The organism is Pseudomonas sp. AL 58, assembly GCF_036348395.1.
Taxonomy (GTDB): domain Bacteria; phylum Pseudomonadota; class Gammaproteobacteria; order Pseudomonadales; family Pseudomonadaceae; genus Aquipseudomonas; species Aquipseudomonas defluvii.
The window spans coordinates 1-527 of the sequence record NZ_JAZBQR010000078.1; the positions used below are offsets into that span (position 1 = coordinate 1).

At 63.9% G+C, this 527-nt stretch carries 1 protein-coding gene; it reads right to left on the minus strand.

Annotated elements, in window-relative coordinates; translation table 11 throughout:
• Nucleotides 1–527 (minus strand): T1SS-143 repeat domain-containing protein (locus UIA24_RS23135; protein ID WP_442963075.1); only part of this gene is annotated, 527 nt, incomplete at both ends.

The window sequence follows — 527 nt, forward strand, 5'->3', positions numbered from 1 at the left end:
GTGAGGCTGAAGGTGAACACGTCCACCACACCGGCCTTGGCGGTAAGGGTGTTGCCCACGACGCTGTACACCAGTGCCACGCCGCCCGAGCTCAGTGCCGGCAAGCCGCTGGTGTCACTCGACAAGCCATAGCTCAGCGGCGTATCGGCACCGGACTGGAAGATGCCGGTCACGCTGCCACTGGCGGTGGTCGCCTCGCCAGCAACGTCGCCGGTTCCGCCAGGGATGCCGTTGGTCAGGCCGTCTTCGTCAACGGTGCCCGTGACAGGGGTGCCGGTTGCCGTTGGGGTGTCGTCGTCAACGGTGATGACCAGTTTTTCAGCAGCGGCGGTGACGGTGTCGCCGTCCTTGTCGGTGGCCTGCAGCAAGCTGCCCAGGTTGATGGTGATATCGTTTTCGTCATTGCCGGCTGCATGGTCCAGCGGCTTGAGCAGGGTGAAGGTGTACGCACCGGCGCTGGTGAGGCTGAAGGTGAATACGTCGACCACACCGGCCTTGGCGGTGAGGGTATTGCCTACGACGCTGTA